Source organism: Planococcus sp. CAU13, assembly GCF_000775575.1.
GTDB lineage: Bacteria > Bacillota > Bacilli > Bacillales_A > Planococcaceae > Planococcus.
Window position 1 is genome coordinate 1 of sequence record NZ_JRGN01000003.1, and the last position, 6,229, is coordinate 6,229.

At 44.0% G+C, this 6,229-nt stretch carries 5 protein-coding genes and 1 pseudogene; 4 read left to right on the forward strand and 2 right to left on the reverse strand.

All coding sequences use genetic code 11. The annotated features are described in order from the left end of the window. The first annotated feature begins 436 nt into the window (after positions 1-436). From KW93_RS00050 to KW93_RS16730, 4 genes and pseudogenes are all read left to right on the forward strand, one after another. Positions 437-1,768, forward strand: a complete 1,332-nt coding sequence (locus tag KW93_RS00050) for a short-chain fatty acid transporter (RefSeq protein WP_033540901.1) — start codon at positions 437-439, stop codon at positions 1,766-1,768. A gap of 145 nt (positions 1,769-1,913) precedes the next feature. Continuing rightward, entirely contained in the window at positions 1,914-2,444 is a 531-nt protein-coding gene (locus KW93_RS00055; protein WP_052131391.1) for an RNA polymerase sigma factor, read from the forward strand. Further along, positions 2,422-3,015, forward strand: a complete 594-nt coding sequence (locus KW93_RS00060) for a hypothetical protein (RefSeq protein ID WP_033540902.1) — start codon at positions 2,422-2,424, stop codon at positions 3,013-3,015. Before KW93_RS00055 ends, KW93_RS00060 begins: the two co-directional genes overlap by 23 nt. A 256-nt stretch (positions 3,016-3,271) precedes the next feature. Continuing rightward, a pseudogene (locus KW93_RS16730) lies at positions 3,272-4,135 on the forward strand (effector binding domain-containing protein). A 120-nt stretch (positions 4,136-4,255) separates the two neighbouring features. Here the strand turns inward: KW93_RS16730 and KW93_RS00070 are convergent. Both KW93_RS00070 and KW93_RS00075 read right to left on the reverse strand, forming a co-directional pair. After that, positions 4,256-5,095, reverse strand: coding sequence for an alpha/beta fold hydrolase (locus tag KW93_RS00070; protein ID WP_033540903.1), 840 nt, complete (start codon positions 5,093-5,095; stop codon positions 4,256-4,258). A 71-nt stretch (positions 5,096-5,166) separates the two neighbouring features. Next, positions 5,167-5,616, reverse strand: coding sequence for a DUF4181 domain-containing protein (locus KW93_RS00075; RefSeq protein WP_033540904.1), 450 nt, complete (start codon positions 5,614-5,616; stop codon positions 5,167-5,169). Positions 5,617-6,229 lie beyond the last annotated feature (613 nt).

Genomic DNA, 6,229 nt, shown 5'->3' on the forward strand with positions numbered 1-6,229 from the left:
CGCAGAAATAATCTTCTGAGCGCAAATATCCCGATTCCGCCGGCTCTCACTCACCAAGTATCCAACTTAAAGAGCGTCTCTTCGACAAAAAACTGCACGTCCAACAAAAAACTACCATAATATCAAAGATCAAAAGATAAATGGATGCTTTTTGCAGGCGAAAAGCAAAAAACCATACAAAAGACTCCCGCAAAGGTGGCAGCCGCCCAAGCGGGAATCTTTTTTTATCCAGCTTCGCAAGTAAGTAAGAATTTATAGTAAAATCATTTTTTAAAAAAGTGTTGATGACCTAAGGGCAAAGGAATGGTAGAATTATTATGATTCGAAATATTCATTTTTCTTGTGATTAATATTCTTGAAAAGTGTAGGGCAGGAAATGAAGTCAGTGACTGCCGGAAAAATGATTCGAAGACAAGAGAGCAGAGGAGGAAAAGTGTTGAGAGCAATAACGAACTTTTTTGACCGGATTGTCCAGCGATATCTGCCGGACGCTTTTATTTTTGCAATTATACTTACAGTTGTTGTTTATCTGATGGGTGTCTTCATGACAGACAGCTCGCCGGTTCAAATGGTGGAGCACTGGGGTACCGGGTTCTGGGATCTGCTGGCCTTTGCGATGCAAATGGCGCTTATAGTTGTAACCGGATACATACTGGCGAATACGCCGCTTGTTAAAAAGGTATTGGCAAACATAAGCTCGCTGGCCAAAACGCCGGTGCAGGCAATCATCCTGGTCACATTTGTTGGAATCATCGGTTCTTTGATAAACTACGGATTTGGACTGGTGGTCGGGGCATTGATGGCCATTCAGATCGCGAAAAAAGTGCCGACTGTGGATTACCGGCTGCTTGTCGCCAGTGCCTACAGTGGATTTTTGGTCTGGCACGGCGGTCTTTCCGGATCCATTCCACTTTTGGTTGCGACGGAAGGCCACTTTTTGGAAGGGGACATGGGGCTCATTCCGGTAAGCGAAACCTTGTTCAGCAGCTTTAATATTTTCATCGTCATATTTATTCTTTTGACCATGCCATTTTTAAACGCCTATTTGATGAAATTAAGACAAGGCCAGGAAATGTCCTATGAAATAGACTGGGAAAAGAGTTCGATTGAAGAGGAATATACGGAAGAGAAAAAAGAAAGTTTAACGCCGTCTGAAAGACTCGAAAACAGCCGGATTGTTACGATCATAATTGCGGCACTCGGACTGGGCTATGCTGTTTATTTCTTTTACACAAATGGCTTCAACCTGAACATCAATATCGTCAACCTGGTCATGCTGTTCCTGGGGATCCTATTGCATGGTACACCGCGCCGTTTCCTGCACAGTGTAAACAATGCAGTTAAAAACGTGGGCGGCATCATCATCCAGTTCCCATTCTATGCGGGAATTATGGGGATGATGGTCGCTTCCGGCCTGTCGGATATGATGTCCCTATGGTTTATCAGCATTTCCACAGAATTCACGTTTCCTTTATTTGCATTCATCAGTGCCGGTATCGTTAACTTCTTCGTGCCTTCAGGCGGAGGGCAATGGGCTGTTCAAGGGCCTATGATGATTGACGCCGGTATGCAGCTGGGCGTGGAAAATGCGAAAACCGTAATGGCCGTTGCCTGGGGAGATGCCTGGACCAATATGATCCAGCCATTCTGGGCACTGCCGCTTTTGGCAATTGCCGGTCTTAAAGTAAAGGATATCATGGGCTTCTGTGTCATCATCCTGTTCTACAGCTTTATCCCGATCGCTATCGGATTGTTGTTCTTTAACTAATAAAATCAAGAGCACAGTAGCCGCCTTACCCAGAGGGCTACTGTGCTTTTTTTGTCTGGATGATTTTATGTTATTTAAGATTATAATTTAAAAAAACGACTGATTTTATTTCCTTATTCGTCTATTGATAAAAGGGGGGGAAGGAATGCAGGGGAAAATGGAGTTTCAGGAAATTTATGAAAATCACTCGGAGCAGGTTTATCGGTATATCTACTTTTTGCTGCGCGAAAAAGAGCTTGCGGAAGATTTGACGCAGGATGTATTTCTGAAAGTTTACCGAAACCTCGATCAATTCAATCAGGAAGCAGCGATGGCCACCTGGATTTTAAAGATTGCGCGCAACCTTACATATGATCATCTGCGGCGGAAAAGAATCGTCCCGTTTCTGCCCATCGAACATCAACACTATTCCTCGACGGAGCAATCGCCGGAAGAATCATTCATCACGAAAGAAAGTGCCTATAATCTGTATATCTCGATTGCCAGGTTAAAAAGGGATTACCAGGAAGTTCTGATTTTAAGGAAGATAAATGATTTTTCAATTAAGGAAACGGCGGAAATACTGGGGTGGACTGAAAATAAGGTCCAAACCAAAATGGCGAGGGCTTTTACGAAATTGAAGGCAGAGATGCTGAAACAGGAGGGGAAGTTTGATGAACAGTCAAAAAGAATATGATCATCTTTTCAGCGATCTGAAAAAAGCCGGACGACCACCTGCTGTCAGGCACAGAACCCTGGAATATATACTGGCAAACAGTGACAGGGAAATTTCAGCTCCACCAGCTAAAAGGCCGCGTGTAATTCCTGCCTTTATAAGTATTGCAGCTGTTGCCATCGCGCTGTTCCTTGTCTTTTCCGTTATGAATGATTCACCGGCGGAAAACGGGACGGCTTCAGCTTTTGCCGATATCGATATTGAACAGAGCCTGGTGGCAGAGACCAATAATACTAAGACTTTCAAAGCCACACTGCCGCTGCAGATGAATGTCCGATCAGTGGAGGATCCAAAGTGGAACCGGTCGCTCAAGAAGACGCTGGCCGGCGCAGAGCTGATTGCTGAAATGCCGGAAACTCGGCCTGCATTCGACCTTTCCATCTACACAAAACAGCAGTCTTTCCGGTTTAAAGTGTGGGATAACGCTGATGCGCTTGTTTTATGGGACATGGACTCGGATAAGGTCTATTCGAGCACTTCCGAAGATGCGGCGAACTTCATATCGATGCTGAAAAATATGTATGGACAGTAGAATCTGCAGTTTTGAAAAAATAGAATCAGTTAAAAATAGTGAATGGCGCCATCTTTTGGATGAGCGCCATTTTTTGCTTTTCGGTAATAAAGTATTGCATTGAAAATTATTTATAACATCTCTTCGCACTTTGATTTATGATGGAATAAATAAATTCTGGAAAGTTGAAAATATATAACTACCTGTCCACACTCAGCACAAACGGACAGGATTCGGAGTGGCTGACTCAGTAAAATGAAGGTAAGGAGTGAGGGCTATGGGATGGGTGGAATCGCTGCAGCGGGCCATTGATTATATGGAAGCGCATATCGGGGAACCGGTGACAATTGAAGAAATTGCAAAGCAGGCGAACTCTTCCGTGTTTCATTTCCAGCGGACGTTTGCGCTCTTGACGGACTGTTCGGTCGTCGAATATCTGCGCAGAAGGCGGCTGACGCTCGCGGCGCATGAGCTGTCCGCAACCGACAGGAAAATCATCGATATTGCCCATCAATATGGCTACGACACTCCCGAGGCTTTTTCCAAGGCGTTCCGGCGGCAGCACGGTGTGACACCGAGCGAAGCCAGAAGAAATGTGGGAGAGCTGCAAACTTTTAACCGCCTGGTGATCCAGGTGAATCTGAAAGGGGCAGATCCGATGAAATACCGAATTGTAGAGAAGGACAGTTTTCAGGCCGTCGGGGTAAAGCGGAATTTTTCAATGCGTGACGGTGAGCACGAGAGGGGCATTGCGGAAATGTGGATGGAACTCAATGGGGATGGCACGAGCGAAGCGATCGCCAGCCTGATTAACGGCGGCATCAACGGCTTGCTGGGCATCTGCACGAACTTTGAGAACGGCAGCACGATGGATTATTGGATTGCCGCCGAAAGCATACAGCCTGCTCCGGAAGAATTCGAACAGTTTGAAGTGCCTGCAGCCAAATGGGGTGTTTTCGAAGTGCGCGGTGCCATGCCGGATGCCATCCAGAAGGTATGAAAACAGATTTACTCGGAATGGTTCCCGTCCAACCCGTACGAAAGCGCCGGAACTGCCGAGATGGAAGTGTATCCGGCAGGCGATGCATACAGTGATGACTATGTCTCGGAGATTTGGATTCCGTTGAAAGCGAAGAAATAACGGAATAAAAAAGTTAAAGAGATAAACGCCCGCAAAGAGGTGAATCCCTTTGCGGGCGTTTATCTTTGTGATTATAAAACTTTTTCGAACAGGTTCTTTCATATAAAAATGGCGGATCTATCAACTCACAATTATTTTATTTTTCCAATCCGCAATTAGGGATGCTGTATATTCAGGCTCATCCCACTGAACCATGTGGGATGAATCTTCGACCATAACGACTGCAAGATCTTCAATATTTTCTTTGAGCTGAAGAATGCCTTGTTCTCTGGCAGCCTGCTGACTTTCAGGCTGGTTAGCATAAATAAGCAGTGTTGGTGACTTGATAAAAGGATAAGCAGCTGCAAATGGCTCCTTGAAAAAAGCCTTGATGATGGCCAGGACGGTGAAATTGGATGCGGCCAGTTCAAATTCACCGTCACTCCTTTGATTAAAAAGAGAAAGTACATAGTGTTCTTTGCTGGCATTCCAGCGTTTCGTATACGACCGGTTCTCCTGGAAAATCTCTTCTTCATTGCCGTACACCGCTTGTTCCATATATGTATTCCATCCGGTATAAGCATGGTTAAACGTCATTTCCGGCTGGTTGTGGGGAAAAGTAAAGCCGCCATCAAGCATGATCAGCCCGAGTACGCTATCCGGATAAAAGCGCGTGAAATGCAGCGCCATGTCGGCTCCCCAGGAATGTCCCAAAAGATAGAAAGGATCCGCAACGATTTCCTTGATGGCCTGATAAAGCCATGTGGCCAGATTTGAAAACAAGTAATCGTCTTCTTTATCAAAAGCCGGTGTCTTCCCGTGGCCTGGATTGTCCAGGATGATCAAGTGAAAATTCTCTTCCAGATAAGGAACCAGCTCCCCGAAGCTGTACAGGCCATTGCCTGCAAGTCCGTGAAGGCAGACGATTGTGGGCTTCCTGGCATCGCCGAATTCAGAATAACGTAACGTGCCTTCCAGCATATTTTCAATCCTCTCCAACAATGTATTTTTAGTATAGTTTCGTAAATAAAGGCGAAGAATTCATTATGAAATTAAAGAAAGAGTCTACCCGACTCAAAAATACCGAAGAACTCAGTCGTAAATAATAAAACAAGCAGGACCAGCAAAAAAGCCGACTGGCAGAGCGTATAAATATGGGCATTGGGATTCTCCGCATATTTTCGCTCCATGACAGCTCTGACGATTTCTGCTGTAAAAATCAGCACAAATAAGAAGAACCAAGGCTGCAGGAAAAAATAAGGACCGCCGGGAAGGAACAGCACATTGGTGGAACCTCCCGCAATTATCAGCACAATAAAAAGAACACGAATGCTCCGGTCGATTTTCTTGTGCCTGTCATTTACATAGTTATGGGAAAACAGTTTGGGCTTCTTAACTTTCAGCCATTTTCGCAATATGGCATTGAAGACAGCAGACAAGATGGCAAAAGCGGCCAGTATTAGAAATAGCTTCGTCCAGAAAAAAGGTTCAACTCCGTACATAAGACGACCTCCGTTTTTTCAATCGTTTATAACTACTATACTGTTTAATTTTCAGATAAGTTTCAGTTTTTTATAAAAGTTAAGCCTGAGCGGATCGCTCACGGGGAATTGAGAAGAAGCAGTTTTGGCTTGTATACAATCGTATACTTGAAAACAAAAAATTCGATTAGAGATTGCAGCTTCTGGCTGTGAATGGAAGTGGGGCTGTATGCAATTCAGTAAAAAGCGTTCGGAAAGGCGTACTTTTGCGAACGGTTTTTAGACTCTAACCTATCATCATAAAAAGCCAAGAAATATTGGGTTATTTTGGTATGATATATAAAAGTAGAATTTGACTTACATGTTCATGTAAAGACAATTTATAAAACCATTTTGACGGGGGTTGGTTAATTTGTTCAGGTCTTATGTGAAATTTTTAGAAAAGTATAGCCCGCTACTCATTGCATTTTTTTGTTTAGTTTATCTATTCACTTCGTGGGGGGAGAACTGGGTACTTACTTGGATTCTTTTGGCTGGACTGATTATCTCTCCGCTTATCTTTATTTCGAATATTAAGGAATCAAAATCTCATAAAGCATAATTCAGTAGAATAGGGAAGTTGAATGTAACTTAA